The organism is Polaromonas sp. CT11-55 (assembly GCF_047303325.1).
GTDB lineage: Bacteria > Pseudomonadota > Gammaproteobacteria > Burkholderiales > Burkholderiaceae_C > Polaromonas.
In genome coordinates, this window is record NZ_JBKBEX010000033.1 from 15,855 (window position 1) to 31,062 (window position 15,208).

15 protein-coding genes are annotated in these 15,208 nt (G+C 65.6%); 7 read left to right on the forward strand and 8 right to left on the reverse strand.

Features of this window, described 5'->3' with window-relative positions; all coding sequences use genetic code 11:
* Nucleotides 1-108: 108 nt before the first annotated feature.
* A complete protein-coding gene (locus tag ACEN8I_RS21860; protein WP_413330715.1) occupies nucleotides 109-684 on the forward strand; it encodes a chromate transporter in 576 nt (191 codons plus the stop codon).
* A complete protein-coding gene (locus ACEN8I_RS21865) occupies nucleotides 681-1,274 on the forward strand; it encodes a chromate transporter (protein ID WP_413330716.1) in 594 nt (197 codons plus the stop codon). Before ACEN8I_RS21860 ends, ACEN8I_RS21865 begins: the two co-directional genes overlap by 4 nt.
* Before the next feature lie 15 nt (nucleotides 1,275-1,289).
* Here ACEN8I_RS21865 and ACEN8I_RS21870 read toward each other — a convergent pair whose 3' ends face one another.
* Nucleotides 1,290-2,435, reverse strand: coding sequence for an NAD(P)/FAD-dependent oxidoreductase (locus tag ACEN8I_RS21870; protein ID WP_413330717.1), 1,146 nt, complete (start codon nucleotides 2,433-2,435; stop codon nucleotides 1,290-1,292).
* A complete protein-coding gene (gene rlmB, locus ACEN8I_RS21875; RefSeq protein ID WP_413330718.1) occupies nucleotides 2,432-3,184 on the reverse strand; it encodes a 23S rRNA (guanosine(2251)-2'-O)-methyltransferase RlmB in 753 nt (250 codons plus the stop codon). The genes ACEN8I_RS21870 and rlmB overlap by 4 nt, the downstream gene beginning before the upstream one ends.
* Before the next feature lie 206 nt (nucleotides 3,185-3,390).
* On the opposite strand from rlmB, the gene ACEN8I_RS21880 reads away from it, so the two are divergent.
* Nucleotides 3,391-4,269, forward strand: coding sequence for a DUF3365 domain-containing protein (locus ACEN8I_RS21880; protein WP_413330719.1), 879 nt, complete (start codon nucleotides 3,391-3,393; stop codon nucleotides 4,267-4,269).
* Nucleotides 4,270-4,303: 34 nt separating this feature from the next.
* Nucleotides 4,304-6,562 (forward strand): protein kinase domain-containing protein, encoded by a 2,259-nt coding sequence (locus ACEN8I_RS21885; RefSeq protein ID WP_413330720.1) that lies wholly within the window; start codon nucleotides 4,304-4,306, stop codon nucleotides 6,560-6,562.
* A gap of 28 nt (nucleotides 6,563-6,590) precedes the next feature.
* On the opposite strand, the gene ACEN8I_RS21890 is transcribed toward ACEN8I_RS21885, so the two are convergent.
* Entirely contained in the window at nucleotides 6,591-7,307 is a 717-nt protein-coding gene (locus ACEN8I_RS21890) for an ABC transporter ATP-binding protein (protein WP_413330740.1), read from the reverse strand.
* A 37-nt stretch (nucleotides 7,308-7,344) separates the two neighbouring features.
* On the opposite strand from ACEN8I_RS21890, the gene ACEN8I_RS21895 reads away from it, so the two are divergent.
* The 3 genes from ACEN8I_RS21895 to ACEN8I_RS21905 are packed head-to-tail and all read left to right on the forward strand — an operon-like array spanning nucleotide 7,345 to nucleotide 10,216.
* Nucleotides 7,345-8,058 carry an arylesterase gene (locus ACEN8I_RS21895; RefSeq protein ID WP_413330721.1) on the forward strand — a complete coding sequence of 238 codons (714 nt, stop codon included), beginning with the start codon at nucleotides 7,345-7,347 and terminating at the stop codon, nucleotides 8,056-8,058.
* Nucleotides 8,055-9,122, forward strand: a complete 1,068-nt coding sequence (gene mnmH, locus ACEN8I_RS21900) for a tRNA 2-selenouridine(34) synthase MnmH (protein WP_413330722.1) — start codon at nucleotides 8,055-8,057, stop codon at nucleotides 9,120-9,122. Before ACEN8I_RS21895 ends, mnmH begins: the two co-directional genes overlap by 4 nt.
* Nucleotides 9,119-10,216, forward strand: a complete 1,098-nt coding sequence (locus tag ACEN8I_RS21905; protein WP_413330723.1) for an SMP-30/gluconolactonase/LRE family protein — start codon at nucleotides 9,119-9,121, stop codon at nucleotides 10,214-10,216. The genes mnmH and ACEN8I_RS21905 overlap by 4 nt, the downstream gene beginning before the upstream one ends.
* 75 nt (nucleotides 10,217-10,291) lie before the next feature.
* Here the strand turns inward: ACEN8I_RS21905 and ACEN8I_RS21910 are convergent, their stop codons facing one another.
* The 5 genes from ACEN8I_RS21910 to ACEN8I_RS21930 all read right to left on the reverse strand — a co-directional run bounded on the left by ACEN8I_RS21910 (nucleotide 10,292) and on the right by ACEN8I_RS21930 (nucleotide 15,162).
* Entirely contained in the window at nucleotides 10,292-10,477 is a 186-nt protein-coding gene (locus tag ACEN8I_RS21910) for a hypothetical protein (RefSeq protein WP_413330724.1), read from the reverse strand.
* 79 nt (nucleotides 10,478-10,556) lie between these two features.
* Nucleotides 10,557-11,735 (reverse strand): PLP-dependent transferase, encoded by a 1,179-nt coding sequence (locus ACEN8I_RS21915; protein WP_413330725.1) that lies wholly within the window; start codon nucleotides 11,733-11,735, stop codon nucleotides 10,557-10,559.
* Nucleotides 11,736-11,959: 224 nt separating this feature from the next.
* Nucleotides 11,960-12,484: a phosphoribosyltransferase gene (locus ACEN8I_RS21920; protein WP_413330726.1), complete on the reverse strand. Its 525-nt coding sequence runs from the start codon at nucleotides 12,482-12,484 to the stop codon at nucleotides 11,960-11,962.
* Nucleotides 12,485-12,573: 89 nt separating this feature from the next.
* Nucleotides 12,574-13,917 (reverse strand): adenylosuccinate synthase, encoded by a 1,344-nt coding sequence (locus ACEN8I_RS21925; protein ID WP_413330727.1) that lies wholly within the window; start codon nucleotides 13,915-13,917, stop codon nucleotides 12,574-12,576.
* Between the two features lie 54 nt (nucleotides 13,918-13,971).
* On the reverse strand, nucleotides 13,972-15,162 hold the full coding sequence (locus tag ACEN8I_RS21930; RefSeq protein ID WP_413330728.1) for an ATP phosphoribosyltransferase regulatory subunit: 1,191 nt from the start codon (nucleotides 15,160-15,162) through the stop codon (nucleotides 13,972-13,974).
* Nucleotides 15,163-15,208 lie beyond the last annotated feature (46 nt).

Genomic DNA, 15,208 nt, shown 5'->3' on the forward strand with positions numbered 1-15,208 from the left:
GGGCCTCGTGAACCGCGAAGGGCGGGCTATTGTTTTAATAGCAGATGAAGCGCCTCGGCTTCTTGCGCGCGAACCGGGCCATGCGCTAGGCGCGGCGATAATGGGCGCATGAGCCTCCCGCCCGCGCAAGAGCATCCGCAACCCAAGTCCCTTACCGACCTCTTTGTTTCATTCACGCTGCTGGCCCTGCAGGGTTTCGGCGGCGTCCTCGCTGTCGTGCAGCGCGAGCTGGTCGAGAAAAAACGCTGGATGACGCGCGAGGAATTCATCGAAGACTGGGCGGTGGCGCAAATCATGCCGGGCCCCAATGTGGTGAACCTGTCCTTGATGGTGGGCGGGCGCTATTTCGGCCTCAAGGGCGCGCTCGCGGCGCTGGCCGGCATGCTGACGGTGCCGCTGGTGCTGGTGCTGCTGCTGGCGGTGCTGTATGCCCAGTTCGCGGGCCACCCCGGCGTGGCGGGCGCGCTGCGCGGCATGGCAGCGGTGGCCGCCGGGCTGATCGGCGCGACTGGCCTCAAGCTTTTCGGCGCACTCAAGAAGAACGTGCTAGGCATGCGGCTGTGCGTGGGCCTGGGTGTGCTGTGCTTTGCGTCGATCGCACTGCTGCGCATTCCGCTGGCTTATGTGCTGCTGAGCCTGGGCCTCATAGCCTGCGTGCTGGCCTACCGGAAGCTCAAGCCATGAACGAATCGCTTCAAACGCTGCATCTGGCCTTCGGTGCGCGCGACTGGTTCGACCTGTTCCTGCACTATCTCTCGCTGTCGCTGCTGTCGGTGGGCGGGGCCATCACCACCGCACCCGACATGCACCGCTTCCTGGTCGACAAGCAACACTGGCTGACCGACGCACAGTTCAACGCCTCCATCGCCATCGCGCAATCGGCACCCGGGCCCAACGTGCTGTTCATCGCATTGCTGGGCTGGAACGTGGGCCTGAACGCCGGCGGCATGCTGACCGGACTGCTGGGCGTGTTCATGACGATGCTGGGCATCCTGATTCCGAGCACCACACTGACCTACACCGCCGCGCAGTGGGGCCATCGCAACCGCGAACTGCGGGCTGTGCGCGCCTTCAAGCAGGGCATGGCGCCCATCGTGGTGGCCTTGCTGATCGCCACCAGCTGGATTCTGGCCAGCGCCAACGGCAGCTCGCTGAAGGACTGGCCGGTATGGCTGGTGACGGCGGCCTCGGCCATCATCGTCTGGCGCACCCGCATCCATTTGCTGTGGCTGCTGGGCGCGGGCGCGCTGCTGGGCTGGTACGGGTTGATCTGAGCCGCAGCCGAACAGCTACTTCGGCTTGCCGCGCCGGTGAAAGTACACCATGCGCGCCGCCTGCCGCATGGGCTCGGTGTCCAGGGCCAGGTTGAAGATCCAGTCGGCCTGGAAATGGTCAAACAGCCAGCGCAGCGTGCGCTTGGCGCGAAATGTCGGGTAGTTCCGCACCAGCCCGCGCATCGGATCGGCCGGGTCGCCGCCGTCGACCGCGCCACCTTGCAGAAACGCCGCCACGGCGCTGCCCACCGCGTCGCCATGCTCCAGCGCCGTATGGATGCCGCCGGCCGTGACCGGCGACACCATGCCGGCGGCGTCGCCGACCAGCATGACGCGCGCATCGGACACGCGCTTCAACACGCCGCCGCAGGGAATCATGCCGGCGCGCGTCGCCAGCGGCGCTGCATTGCCGACATCGACGTGAGGCGCGATCTTGGCCGTGAAAGAGTCCATCCAGGTCTGTTTGGGGGGCACACCCGAGGCCGACATCCGCCGGGCCAGGCCGATCTGCTGGATACCGACGCCGGCGACAGCCCAGCCGATATAGCCGGGGGCGAGCTTGCGGTCTATGAAGCAGTGCAGCAGGTTGACGTCCAGCCGGGCCTGGCCGTATTCATGCTCGATGCCGAACAGGAACTGGGTATTGAGCGACAGGCCCAAGGCCTTGGCGACACGCGAATGCGGGCCGTCGGCGCCGACCAGGTAGCCGGCCTGCAGCACGGCCGGCTCCTGAGAGGCCACCGATTTGACCGACACGACCCAGCCACCGCCGCTGTCCCGCGCGGCGCTCTCAAACAAGGTGCCGGCCAGCAGCGTGACGCCGTCTGCCTGGACGGACGCGCACATCCAGTCCAGCAGCGCCGGAGTGTCGGTGGCCCAGAAGTAGTAGCCGGGCGCGTGCAGGTCCACGTGGCGCAGGTTGGGCGAATACAGCCGCACGCCGTCCACCTGGCGCACCAGCGCCGCGGGTACCTGCTGCAACCAGGGGATGGTGTCTATGGCATCTTTAACAATGATGCCGGTGGTGTGCAGCTTGTCCCCCGAGGAAGACTTCTTTTCCACCACGGCGACTCGCAGGCCGGCCCGGGCCGCGGCGCGCGCGCAGGCCAGCCCGGCAAAACTCGCGCCTATGACGACGAGGTCAAAGCGCTGCGGCATCATGCCCTGCGCTGGCGCAAGGCTTCGTAGAGGCAGACGCCGCTGGCTACGGACACATTGAGGCTTTCCACCGCGCCGCGCATGGGGATGCTGACCAGTTCGTCGCAGGTCTTGCGCGTGAGCTGGCGCATGCCCTCGCCTTCGGCGCCCAGCACCAGGGCGACCGGGCCTTTCAGGTCCACGTCGTAAATGGTTTTTTCGGCGTCGTCGCTGGTGCCTATGCACCAGATGTTGCGCTCCTTGAGCTCGCCCAGGGTGCGGGCCAGGTTGGTGACCATGAAATAAGGCATGGTCTCGGCCGCGCCGCTGGCGACCTTGGCGACGGTGGCGTTGATGCCGGCCGCATGGTCCTTGGGGGCGATCACGGCATGGGCACCGGCGCCGTCGGCCACGCGCAGGCAGGCGCCCAGGTTGTGCGGGTCGGTGACGCCGTCCAGCACCAGCAGCAGGGGCTGGGCAACACCGGCCTCCTCGAGTTGTTCGAGCAGTTCATCGAGCGACTTGACCTGAGCCAGCGCATCGACCCGGGCAACCACCCCCTGGTGGCCGTGGCTGCCGCACATCTTTGCCAGGCGCAGGCCGTCGGACTCGATCAGCCGTATACCGGCCTCGCGGGCCCGGTCCGTGAACTGGCGCATGCGCGCGTCACGGCGCGAAGCGTCGAAGAACACCTCCAGAACGGACTTGGGCGCGGTTTTGATACGCACGCCGACAGCATGGAAGCCAAAAAGGACTTTGGGGGTAGATGACATGCAGGGGATTATCACTGCAGCCCCGGAAGCTGTTGACGTCTGAACGGAACCCTGTGGAGGCCGTCAATGGCTTCTTAGGCATTACTACCGGTGCATCAGGGCCGACCGGCGGTCACAATGCGGGCTGGGTAAGTCTAAAATAGTAACAATTTGTTGATCCTGCAGGCAGGACGTTTTCCGTCATAACGCGCACAGTTGGGGGCACTATGGGATTGAGGCTTAAATTTAATCTGGTGTTGATCGTGGTGTTCCTGGCCGGCTTCGGCGCCGCCGGATTCATATCGCGCCAACTGCTGCAGGAAAACGCTCGCGAGGAAGTCCTGCGCAATGCGCGGCTCATGATGGACACCGCCCTCTCGGTGCGCGCCTACACGGTGGAGCAGATCAAGCCGCACCTTGACAAGCAGCTCGAGGAAGTCTTCCTGCCGCAGACCGTGCCGGCCTACGCCGCCACCGAAACCCTGGGCCACATCCAGAAAAAGTACCGGGACTACGGCTACAAGGAAGCGACGCTGAACCCGACAAACCCGCGCGACCGCGCCACCGACTGGGAAGCCGACATCGTCCAGCAGTTTCGCCAGAACGCCGACTCGAAAGAGCTGATCTCGGAGCGCGCCGCGGCCACGGGCCGGCTGCTGTATATCGCCAAGCCCATACAGATCACCAACGCGGCCTGCCTGCAGTGCCACAGCGTGCCGGCCGCCGCGCCGGCCAGCATGATCAAGATCTACGGCGAGGCCAACGGCTTCGGATGGAAACACAATGAAATCATAGGTGCGCAGGTGGTGACGGTGCCCATGGAGATTCCCATCCGCAATGCCGAGCGCACCTTCAAGACGTTCATGATCTCGCTGGCTGTGGTGTTCGCGGTGGTCTTCGTGGTGCTCAACCTGATGCTGAGCTGGCTCATCGTGCGGCCCATACGCCGCATGTCGCAGGCGGCCGACAAGGTCAGCACCGGCGACTTCGAGGTGCCCGAATTCGCCGACGGCGGCAAGGACGAGATGGCTGTGCTGGGCAGTTCCTTCAACCGCATGCGCCGCAGCCTGGAAAAAGCCATGCAGATGATTGACCGCGGCGACTGACCAGCGGATTGCCCGACACCACGACACCGCACGCATGACCGAACCCGAAGACAAGACCCGAACCCTGCCCGTGCGGCCCGACGCCGCGGGAAGCGGGGATGCGGCCGCGTTGGCGCCAGGGCAGACCGTCTTTGAATACCGCATTGAAAAAATGCTGGGCGGCGGCGGTTTCGGCATCACCTACCTGGCGCAGGACATCAACCTGCAGCTGCCGGTGGCCATCAAGGAATATTTTCCGGGCGACCTGGCCGTGCGCGCAGCCGACCTGTCGGTCCATGTCCGATCCGGCGAAAACCGGGGCCAGTTTCAGTGGGGCCTGGAACGCTTCCTGGACGAAGCCCGCGCGCTGGCCTCATTTCGCCATCCCAACATCGTGCGGGTGCTGCGCTACTTCAAGGAAAACGGCACCGCCTACATCGTCATGGAGTACGAGTCGGGCGACCCGCTCAAGCGCTGGCTGGCCAAACAGCCCGCGCTGGACCAGCAAGGCCTGCTGAAGATCGTCTATCCGCTGATGGACGGCCTGGAGGCGGTGCACAAGGTGAACTTCCTGCACCGCGACATCAAGCCGGACAACATCTACATCCGCGCCGACGGCACGCCGGTGCTGCTGGATTTCGGCGCGGCCAGGCGCCTGACCGGCAACCAGGACATGACCAACATCGTGAGCCCGGGCTTTGCGCCGTTCGAGCAATACCACAGCAAGGGCCACCAGGGGCCGTGGACGGACGTCTATTCGCTGGGCGCCGTGATGTACTGGATGACGACCGGCCACAAGCCCATGGAGTCGGCCTCGCGCGTGCGCGAGGACAGCATGCCCAAGGCCGCCGACACCGCCAGCGCGGTGGTCTTTGGCGCGCCTTTGCTGCGCGCCATCGACTGGGCGATGACGCCCAACGAAACCCAGCGGCCGCAGGACATCGCGGCGCTGCGCCAGGCGCTGCTGAGCTCGGACTTCGTGAAGACGCAAACCCTGCGCGCGGCCAGCGTGCTGGTGCCCGCCGCATCCCCTGCCCCGCCCGTGGCGGCGCCCGTTGAAGCCAAAACGGTCACTGCGCCGCCCGACAACGCCTTACTCGCCTACGCGGCCAATTCGCAGTCCATCCCGCTCAACAGCGCCGAAAACCTGCGCAAGAACGTGCTGGGCACCATCATGTTCCTGGACCTGGTGTCCTATTCCACCTATTCGGTGGACCAGCAGGTGGTGGTCAAGTCGTTGTTCAACGAGCTGATCACCAAGGCCATAGGCGGCGTGAAAGAGTCCTCGCGCATCATGATAGATACCGGCGACGGCGCGGCCATCTGCTTCCTGGGCGATCCCGAGGAAGCGCTGCAGTCGGCCCTGCTGCTGCGCGACCTGCTGGCGCAGAAGTACGGCCGCAGGCTGTCGCTGCGCGTAGGCCTGCACCTGGGGCCCATCCGCATGGTGTTCGACATCAACAACCGGGTCAACGTGGTGGGCGACGGCATCAACGTGGCCCAGCGCATCATGGACTTCGCCAGGCCCAACCAGGTGGTGGTTTCGCGCGCCTACTACGACGTGATCTCGCGCATCACCGACAGCGCGGCCGGCCATTTCGACTACCTCGGCCCGCACATGGACAAGCACCTGCGCTCGCACGAGATCTACGCGGTGCTGGACCCGAACGCCGCCCCGGCGGCGCCCGCGGCGCGCAACCTGGAGTTCGAGCACACGGCCTCCTTCGCCGCGCTGGCCTCGCTGACGCCCGAAGTCGTGCACGACATTGAAACCGAACTCGCCAAGCTGATCGGGCCGCTGGCGCGCGTGCTGGTCAAGAAGTCCGTGCCGCGCACGGTGAGCGCCCAGGGCCTGCGCGACCTGCTGGCCGTTTCCATCCCGGACGCCACGGCGCGCGAAGCCTTTGTGCGGCCGCGCAATGCCAGCATGCCCGTACATTCAACGCCGCTGGGCGCCTCGGGCCTTCGCACCGGCACCACGAGCGCTACCGGGGCCACCAGCGTGCCCAGCCGCGTGCTGTCCACGCCGGTGTCCGGCCTGCGGCAGGAGATGAGTCGGCCCTCGGGACTGTCGTCGCCTTCGGGACCGTCCGCGACCTCGACCTCCATCAATGTGCAGTATTTCAGCGCCGAGCTGCAGGCCCAGCTGGAACGCATGCTGAGCCTGTACATAGGCCCGCTGGCCAAGACACTGGTGCGCAAGGAATCGGCGCGCCACACCACGCTGGGCGGCCTGGCCAAGGCACTGGCGCTGCAGATCGACAAGCCCGACGACCGGGCGAAATTCCTGGCTGCGGCGCAAAAGCTGCGCTGAACCCGGCGCCGGCCTGGGTGGCCCGTGCTCAGGCCGAAACAACCCGTCCCGCGTCTATGGTGATGCGCCGCTCGCAGCGCGCGGCAATGCCCTGGTCGTGCGTCACCAGCACCAAGGTAGTCCCAAGTTCGCGGTTGAGCTCGAACATCAGCGACATGACGGTTTCACCGGTGGCGAAATCCAGGCTGCCGGTGGGCTCGTCGGCCAGCAACACCGCCGGCTGCACCACAAAAGCCCGCGCCAGCGCCACGCGCTGCTGTTCGCCGCCCGACAGCACCTTGGGGTAGTGGCCCAGGCGCTCACCCAGACCGACGCGCTTGAGCATCTCGGTGGCCTGCGCGCGCGCATTCCTGGCGCCTGACAACTCCAGCGGCAGCATGACGTTCTCGAGTGCGCTCAGGTTGCCCATGAGCTGGAAGCTCTGGAACACAAAACCGACCTTCTGGGCACGCAGGGCGGCGCGGTCGTCCTCACTGAGGGCGAACAGGTCCTGCCCGGCCAGCTTGACCGTGCCCTGGCTGGGCGTGTCCAGCCCCGCGATGATGGACAGCAAGGTGCTTTTGCCCGAGCCCGAAGCGCCGACAATGGCGGCGGTTTCGCGCGCGGCGAGCGCGAAGTCAATATCGCGCAAAATGGCCAATGTGCCGGTGGAGTCAGTGACCGACTTGAAAACATGCTCCACGGAAATAATTGATGCCTCAGGCTTTGCAGCCGCGCCGGCCATGCCGGACGCTGTGGACGCCATGGAAGCATCGTTCACGCCATTCACCGCGGGTTCAAACATGTCAGCCTTGTCAAAAAATATGAAATCCGACTTTACCAAGCTTGCCAGTCAAACGGCGGAACGGTTGGCAAAACCTTTGGCCACGCTGTTCACGGCGGTGCTGCTGGGCGCGGCCCTGTCTGCCTGGGCGCAGGCGCCCGCCTCCGCCGCCCAGGGCGACACGGTGCTGGTCGTCGGTGACTCCCTGAGCGCCGAATACGGCCTCAAGCGCGGCACCGGCTGGGTGCCGCTGCTGGAAAAGCAGATCGCCAGCGAAAAGAAAAGCGCCAAGGTCATCAACGCCAGCATCAGCGGAGACACGACTTCGGGCGGCCGCTCCCGGCTGCCGGCCCTGCTGGCGCAGCACAAGCCCGCCGTGGTGGTGATAGAGCTGGGCGGCAACGACGCCCTGCGCGGCCTGCCGCTGGACATGACCGAGCAGAACCTCAGCGCGATGACGCAGGCCGCCAAAAAGTCCGGCGCGCGGGTACTGCTGGTCGGCATGCAGGTGCCGCCCAACTACGGCAGCGCCTATGCGGCGAGTTTTTCGGGCCTGTTCGCCAAGGTTGCCAAGGCCGAAAAAGTGGCGCTGGTGCCCTTCTTCCTCAAGGGCGTCGCCGACGCCGCCGACCCGGTGGCCGCCTTCCAGGCCGACCGCATCCACCCCAACGAGCAGTCGCAGGCCCGCATGCTGGCCAATGTGTGGCCCGAACTGAAGAAACTGCTCAAGTGAGCCTGGACCGCATTTCCGCCGAGGAAGCGCTGGCCAGCCTGGGCCGGTACTCCGACATCATCGACGCGCGCAGCGAGGGCGAATACGCCGAGGACCACCTGCCCGGTGCGCTGAACTGGCCCAGCCTGCACGACGAGGAGCGGAAAATCGTCGGTACCCGGTACAAGCAGATCAGCCAGTTCGAGGCCAAAAAACTGGGCGCGGCACTGGTCGCGAAAAACATCGCCGAACACATACAGCGCGATGTGCTGGGCAAACCGCGGGAATGGCAGCCCCTGCTCTACTGCTGGCGCGGCGGCAAGCGCAGCGGCGCGCTGGCGCTGGTGCTGGAGCAGATCGGCTTTCGGGTCACGCTGGTCGACGGCGGCTACAAGGCCTTCAGGGCGGCGCTGGTGGCCGACCTGCCCCGGCTGGCGGCGCGCTTTCACTACCGCGTGGTGTGCGGCCCCACCGGGTCCGGCAAGACGCGGTTGCTGCAGGCCCTGGCGACCGAAGGCGCGCAGGTTCTGGACCTGGAGGCGCTGGCCAGGCACCGCAGCTCGGTGCTGGGCGCGATTCCCGGCCTTGAGCAGCCCAGCCAGAAGGCCTTTGACAGTGGTATCTGGTCCACCCTGCGCGGCTTCGATCCGGCCAGGCCGGTCTATGTTGAAAGCGAAAGTAAAAAGGTCGGCAATGTGGCGGTGCCCGAAGGCCTGATGACCGCCATGCGGGCCAGTCCCTGCCTGGACCTGCGCCTGCATGAAGACGAGCGCGTGGCGCTGCTGCTCGAGGACTATGACTTCTTCGTCACGGACACCGCTTTTTTCTGCGAGCGGCTGGGCGCCCTGACGGAGGTGCGCGGCAAGGCCACGGTGCAGGACTGGCAGGCCCGCGCGCGCGCCGGCGACGCGGCCTCGGTGGTGCGCGAGTTGCTGACCCTGCACTACGACCCGGGCTATGCGCGCTCCATGGAGCGCAACTTCAGCCAGTACCCGAAAGCCACCCCGCTCAATGCGGCCGACCGGTCAAGGCAGACCATGGCGGGGCTGGCCAGAGCCATTCTTGAGGAGGAGACAACAACATGAAAAAAATCCTTGCCGCCACCGGCATCGCCCTCGCCGGGTTGGCCGCCTATCTGTGCCTGTGGCCGGTGCCCATCACGCCGCAAAGCTGGGAAGCGCCCGCGGCGCCCGGCTACAGCGGCCCATTCGCGGTCAACGACAAACTCGCGAAGCTCAAAACCATCCCGCTGGGGGCTGAAGAAGGCCCTGAGCACCTGGTGGTGGCCCGGGATGGAAAACTCTACGCCGCGATGGCCAGTGGCGCCATCCTGCGGATGAATCCGGACGGCAGCGGCCGGGAGGTGGTGGTCAACACCGGCGGCCGCGTGCTGGGTTTTGACTTCGATGCGGCCGGCAACATCATCGCCGCCGATGCCTTCAGGGGCCTGCTGTCGATTTCGCCGGACAAAAAAGTGACGGTGCTGGCGGACAAAGCCGCGGGCACGCCGATTCTGTATGCCAATGCGGCGGTGGTAGCCCGCAATGGCAAGGTGTATTTCAGCGATGCCTCCACCCGCTTCGGGGCGCAGGACTGGGGCGGCACCTTCGAAGCCAGCATTCTCGACATCCTGGAGCAGTCCGCCACGGGCCGGGTGATTGAATACGATCCGGCGACCCGGGCCACACGCATCGTGGCAAAGGGCCTGAGCTTTGCCAACGGTGTGGCCTTGAGCCAGGACGAGCGCTCGCTGTTTGTTGCCGAAACCGGCAAATACCGCATCTGGAAGCTGCCGGTGGATGCGCGGGAGCAGGACATCGGTCAACCCGGCGCCGGGCTCAAGCCGCTTTTTGACAACCTGCCGGGCTACCCCGACAACCTGATGCGCGGCCTGGACGGCAAAGTCTGGGTAGGCCTCGTCAAGCCGCGCAACCCGAAAATTGACGGCATGGCCCGCAAGCCCTTTATGCGCAAACTCACGCTTCGCCTGCCGCGCGCCTTCTGGCCTATTCCCAAGGCCTACGGCCATGTGGTGGCGTTCACCGAAGAAGGAAAAGTGGTGGCCGACCTGCAGGACCCGTCGGGCGCCTATCCCGAAACCACCGCCGTGACGGAGACGGCGGACAGGCTGTATGTGCAAAGCCTGCATGCCAGGGAACTGGGCTGGCTACCCAAATAAAGCAGAATCCATCAACAGAAAACCCGGCAACACGCTGGGTGTGCCGGGCTTTCGGGGTGCGTAAAGCCTGAAACTTTAGGGCGCCGAATCGCTGGGGGGCACCCCGGCCGGCGCATTGCCGTCAGCGGGTGGCGCAGCGCTTTCATCGTCGACCGCATCATCCTGCTTGCCCTCCGCCTTGCGCTTGAGCTTTTCTTCTTTTTTGCGTTTTTTCGCGAGCTCTTTCTGGCGCTTTTCGTAAGAGTAATTGGGAGTTGCCACTGCGTGCTTTCGTAAGGAGGTAACCCTTACTGTACTGCATTGCCGTCAGGCAATGCCAGGCTTTTGATGCGGCTTTGGGTCAGGCTTTTTCCAGGGCCTGGGCGATATCGGCCTGCAGGTCGGCCACGGCCTCCAGCCCCACCGAAAACCGCACCAGCCCGCCCTTGTGGGGCCATGGCGTGGTGCGCAGCGCCGGAATGTCGTAGGGCGCGCACAGACTCATGGGCCCGGCCCAGCTGTAACCCAGTTTGAAAAGTTTCAGGCTGTCACAAAAGCGATCCACCCGCTCGGGGGTGAACTCAGGCTTGAAGACCGCACTCATCAGGCAGGCTGCGCCTGTGCAATCGCGCTTCCAGGCTTCATGGCCGGGCGAGCCGGGCAAGGCCGGGTGCAGCACGGTGGCGATTTGCGGGCGGGCGGCCAGCCAGGCGGCCAGTTCGCGCGTGGCGGCATCCTGGGCGGCGTAGCGCAAGGCCATGCTGTTAAGGCCACGCAGCACCAGTTCGGCATCGTTGCCGCCTATGCCGTAACCGACGCGCATATGGCAAAAATGGACGAGGTGATGCAGCGCCTCATCGCGCGTGACGACGGAGCCCATCAGCACGTCGGCGCCGCCGCTGGGGTATTTGGTCAGGGCCTGGACCGAGATGTCCAGGCCGAGGTCAAAGGCATTGAAGGCCAGCCCTGCCCCCCAGGTGTTGTCGAGCGCGGTCACGACGCCGGCGGGGTGGGCGTTCTTGTGCGCCTTGACGGCCGCGACCAGGGCCGGCATGTCGGGGAATTCCAGTGTGATCGAACCCGGCGCTTCCAGCCACACCAGCCGGGTTTTCGGGCCCAGCTTGGCAGCCAGGTCGGCCGGGTTCATCGCGTCGTAGAACCGGTGGGTGATGCCCCAGGCGGCCAGCTCGCCCTGCGCGAAGGTCTTGTTGGGCCCGTAGGCGTTGTCGGGGATCAGCAGCTCATCGCCGGCCTTGAGCAGCGCCATACCGACCAGCACCACAGCGGCCAGGCCGCTGGGGACCAGGGTGCAATGCTTGCCGCCTTCGAGCGTGGCGATGCGCTCTTCCAGCGTGAAGGTGGTCGGCGTGCCGTGCAGACCGTAGGTGTAGCCGGTCTTGTGTTTCCAGTCGCGGCTGCGCAGCGCGGCGACGGTGGAAAAGGCAATGGTCGAAGCCTTGTAAACCCCGGGCGGGATGGCGTCAAACCCGGCGGGCGGTTTATAAGGATGGTGGATCAGGGTGGTGGATGTTTCACTCATCCAGTGATGTTAACGGCAAGCGTCAATTTCCACTTCAAGCAGGGGCCGCGGAACCGGCTTTGCCGGGCCCCTGGCGCAGCGGCCCCCGAGGGGCTGGAGCCCGCGGCTCCAAGCCTGCCTGCGTAGGCTTGGACGGGCGACAGAGGCGAAGCGTCTCGCGAGCCGCGGCCTGCAAGGCCTCGCGCATTACACGAAGTCGAAGACGCAGTGAAAAGCGTGGGGGCTCAAATCTTCCACTTCGCCATGAGCTGCGCGGGTGACAGCGAGTCATAGCCTTCAAACGGCTGGTGAATCCAGGGGTTGGTAGGCAACAGCTCAACCGAGTAGTCAGGCTGGAAGGTGGACACACCCTTGGTCCAGATCACCGCACTGCGCAGCTCGGTGATGGGCTGGTAGTTGTTCTTGAGCTGGTGGATCACGGCATTGAGCGTGTGGCCGGAATCGGCCAGGTCGTCGACCAGCAGCACCTTGCCGGCGATTTCGCCTTTGGGTGTGGTGATGAAGCGGGCAATGTCGAGGTTGCCCTGCGTCATGCCGGCGTCGGCGCGGTAGGAGCTGGTGGACATGATGGCCAGCGGCTTGTCGAAGATGCGCGACAGGATGTCGCCGGGGCGCATGCCGCCTCGAGCCAGGCACAGGATGGTGTCGAACTGCCAGCCCGACTGGTGGATCTTGATGGCCAGTTTTTCAATCAGGTTGTGGTACTCGTCGTAGCTCACATAGAGATGCTTGCCGTCTTCTGTCAACATGGGTGGCGCTCCTGATGTTCCTGGTGTATTCGCTGCCTGTACCGGTTTGGGCCGCAGGCTGTTTGGCTAAAGCTGTGGCCTGTATCCGCTCAAGCTGCGGCGTAGGGGTTGCGCAGCAGGATGGTGTGGTCGCGGTCCGGGCTGGTGGAGATCATGTCGATAGGCACGCCGGTCACTTCCTCGATACGGTGCAGGTATTTTTGCGCGGCCGCGGGCAGTTTGTCGTACTCCGTGACACCGACCGTGCTCTGGCTCCAGCCCGGCAGGGTTTCGTAAATCGGCTTGCAGCGCGCGATGTCCTCGGCGCCCATGGGCAGGATGTCGGTGATGTGGCCGTCGAGCTCGTAGCCGGTGCACAGCTTGAGCTCGTCGATGCCGTCGAGCACGTCCAGCTTGGTGATGCACAGGCCGGACAGGCCGTTGACCTGGGCCGAGCGCTTGAGCAGCGCGGCATCGAACCAGCCGCAGCGGCGGCTACGCCCGGTGGTCACGCCTTTTTCGGCGCCCACGGTGCTCAGGTGGTAGCCCACGGTGCCGGGTTTTTCCCAGTCGAGTTCGGTGGGGAAAGGCCCGCCGCCCACACGCGTGCAATAGGCCTTGGTGATGCCCAGGATGTAGTGCAGCATGCCCGGGCCCACGCCGGCACCGGCCGCGGCATTGCCGGCCACGCAATTGCTGGAGGTGACATAAGGGTAGGTGCCGTGGTCGACGTCGAGCAAGGTGCCCTGCGCGCCTTCAAACAGCAGGTTGGCGCCATCGCGGTGGGCGTCGTTGAGCTCGCGCGAGACGTCGGCCATCATGGGCTTGAGCAACTCGGCATGGCGCATGGCTTCGGCGTACACGGTGTCGAAGTCGACGGCCGGCGCGTGCAGGTAGCCGGTCAGCACGAAGTTGTGCAACTCCAGCAGCTCGCGCAGCTTGGCGGCGAAGCGGTCGGGGTATTTGAGGTCCTGCACGCGCAGGGCGCGACGGGCGATCTTGTCCTCATAGGCCGGGCCTATGCCACGGCCGGTGGTGCCGATCTTGGTGGTACCGCCCTTTTCGCGGTAGGCTTCGCGCGCGATGTCGAGCGCGGCGTGGAATGGCAGGATCAGCGGGCAGGCCTCGCTGATGCGCAGGCGCGAGCGCACTTCGACGCCGGCTTTTTCCAGGCCTTCGATTTCCTCGAACAGCTTGGCGGCCGACAGCACCACACCGTTGCCGATGTAGCACTTCACGCCCGGGCGCATGATGCCGCTCGGGATCAGGTGCAGCGCGGTCTTCACGCCGTTGATGACCAGCGTGTGACCGGCATTGTGGCCGCCCTGGAAGCGCACCACGCCCTGCGACATCTCAGTCAGCCAGTCGACCAGCTTGCCCTTGCCTTCGTCGCCCCACTGGGTGCCCACGACCACGACATTGCGGCCCGCGTCTGCGGTTTGTTTGTTTGTCATCTTCAATTCTCGTTAAGGTGTGTTGGGATCAAGCCGGACGGGGGCACGGGGCCCTCACGCGGCTTTCTTCAGGGGCTGGACCACCCATTGACCGGCAGCGTTGGCCAGTTCGCGGTCGCAATCGAATTCGTTGACTTCGTGTTCATGGCCAGGCAGTACACAGGCCACGGTTTCGCCGCCGGCGCGCAGGCGGGCGATGGCCGCGCGCAGGCCGGCGTCCTCGCTCCAGGGTGCGCGTATGGCGGCCTTCAGGGGCCGGGGCGGCAGCACGCTGACGAGTTCCTTCAAGTCCAGGCTGAAGCCGGCCGCCGGACGGTTGCGGCCGAACACGGCGCCGACCTCGTCATAGCGGCCGCCTCGCGCCAGTTCGGCGCCCTGCCCGTAGATGGCAAAGCGTGTGCCGCTGTAATAGGCATAACCGCGCAGGTCGGCCAGGTCGAAGCTGACCTTGACCTCGCCGCTTTCACCACCGGTGTGGGCGGCCAGCCATTTGAGGTTCTGCAGCGCGGCCTTGAGGCCTGTCGACGGCGGCAAGGCTTTTTCGGCCTCGGCCAGGACTTTTTCGTCGCCGTATAGCTGCAGCAGCGCCTTCAGGCCCTGGCGCGCTGCGGCGGAAATGCCGCTGCTGGGGCTGGCGGTGAGGCTGTCGAGCTCGCTCGCGTCCTTGGCGGCCAGCGCGGCGTGGATCAAGGCCAGGGTCTTGGCGCTGACGGTGGCGCCGGCCAGCAGGCTGCCCACGATGCGCACGTCGGCCATGTCGACGCTCAATGCGGTGACGCCGGCGGCCTTCAGGCCCTGCAGCGCCAGCTGCTGGGCTTCGAGGTCGGCCTCGAGGCCGGCATGGCCGTAGATTTCAGCGCCGAACTGCAGCGGCTCGCGGGTGGCGTGGGGCCTGTCGGCGCGGGTGTGCAGTACCGGGCCGCAGTAGCACAGGCGCGCCACCCCGCTGCGGTTGAGCAAGTGGGCGTCAATACGGGCAACCTGGGGGGTGGTGTCGGCGCGCAGGCCCAGGGTGCGGCCGGAGAGCTGATCAACCAGCTTGAAGGTTTGCAAATCCAGCGCTTCGCCGGTGCCGGTCAGCAGCGACTCGAGGTGCTCGAGCAGCGGCGGCATGACGAGTTCATAGCCGTAGCTGCGGGCGGTGTCCAGGAACAGGCGGCGCAGCTCTTCGATGTGGCGCGCCTCGGAGGGCAGGACATCGGCAATTTGATCGGGCAATTGCCATGATGACGACCAGGCGGGCATTGTGATTTTCGTGGGCTGTTAAAAACAGCATTTTACCGGGCTTGAA

What these genes read in the sequence shown, in the direction of transcription:
- ACEN8I_RS21860 (WP_413330715.1), top strand. Translation starts at nt 109, where the DNA reads ATGAGCCTCCCGCCCGCGCAAGAGCATCCGCAACCCAAGTCCCTTACC.
- ACEN8I_RS21865 (WP_413330716.1), top strand. Translation starts at nt 681, where the DNA reads ATGAACGAATCGCTTCAAACGCTGCATCTGGCCTTCGGTGCGCGCGAC.
- ACEN8I_RS21870 (WP_413330717.1), bottom strand. Translation starts at nt 2,435, where the DNA reads ATGATGCCGCAGCGCTTTGACCTCGTCGTCATAGGCGCGAGTTTTGCC.
- rlmB (WP_413330718.1), bottom strand. Translation starts at nt 3,184, where the DNA reads ATGTCATCTACCCCCAAAGTCCTTTTTGGCTTCCATGCTGTCGGCGTG.
- ACEN8I_RS21880 (WP_413330719.1), top strand. Translation starts at nt 3,391, where the DNA reads ATGGGATTGAGGCTTAAATTTAATCTGGTGTTGATCGTGGTGTTCCTG.
- ACEN8I_RS21885 (WP_413330720.1), top strand. Translation starts at nt 4,304, where the DNA reads ATGACCGAACCCGAAGACAAGACCCGAACCCTGCCCGTGCGGCCCGAC.
- ACEN8I_RS21890 (WP_413330740.1), bottom strand. Translation starts at nt 7,307, where the DNA reads ATGGCGTCCACAGCGTCCGGCATGGCCGGCGCGGCTGCAAAGCCTGAG.
- ACEN8I_RS21895 (WP_413330721.1), top strand. Translation starts at nt 7,345, where the DNA reads ATGTCAGCCTTGTCAAAAAATATGAAATCCGACTTTACCAAGCTTGCC.
- ACEN8I_RS21905 (WP_413330723.1), top strand. Translation starts at nt 9,119, where the DNA reads ATGAAAAAAATCCTTGCCGCCACCGGCATCGCCCTCGCCGGGTTGGCC.
- ACEN8I_RS21915 (WP_413330725.1), bottom strand. Translation starts at nt 11,735, where the DNA reads ATGAGTGAAACATCCACCACCCTGATCCACCATCCTTATAAACCGCCC.
- ACEN8I_RS21920 (WP_413330726.1), bottom strand. Translation starts at nt 12,484, where the DNA reads ATGTTGACAGAAGACGGCAAGCATCTCTATGTGAGCTACGACGAGTAC.
- ACEN8I_RS21925 (WP_413330727.1), bottom strand. Translation starts at nt 13,917, where the DNA reads ATGACAAACAAACAAACCGCAGACGCGGGCCGCAATGTCGTGGTCGTG.
- ACEN8I_RS21930 (WP_413330728.1), bottom strand. Translation starts at nt 15,162, where the DNA reads ATGCCCGCCTGGTCGTCATCATGGCAATTGCCCGATCAAATTGCCGAT.